Genomic DNA, 452 nt, shown 5'->3' on the forward strand with positions numbered 1-452 from the left:
ATACACCAATGTACCAAACCCTATCAAACTCCGAATACCTAGTGTGTAATCATGGCAGTCAGGCGGCGAGTGATAAAATCCGTCGTCGAGAGGGGAACAACCCAGACTAACAGCTAAGGTCCCTAACTCTCATTTAAGTGGAAAACGATGTGGAGTTACTTAAACAACCAGGAGGTTGGCTTAGAAGCAGCCATCCATTAAAGAAAGCGTAATAGCTCACTGGTCTAGTGATTCTGCGCGGAAAATATAACGGGGCTAAAATGAGTACCGAAGCTTTAGACTTAGTTTTACTAAGTGGTAGGAGAGCGTTGTATTTGCGTTGATGGTATACCGGTAAGGAGTGCTGTCGCGAATACAAGTGAGCATGTAGGCATGCGTAGCGATAATTGGGGTGAGACTCCCCAACGACGTAACCCCAAGGTTTCCTACGCGCTGCTCGTCATCGTCGGGTT

Annotated in this window: 1 rRNA gene; it reads left to right on the plus strand. The window is 46.9% G+C overall.

Features of this window, described 5'->3' with window-relative positions:
- Window positions 1–452, plus strand: a 23S ribosomal RNA gene (locus tag CYP43_RS09370); the annotation flags it as partial.

It is taken from the genome of Campylobacter concisus (assembly GCF_002913045.1).
In the GTDB taxonomy this organism is placed as follows: domain Bacteria; phylum Campylobacterota; class Campylobacteria; order Campylobacterales; family Campylobacteraceae; genus Campylobacter_A; species Campylobacter_A concisus_AP.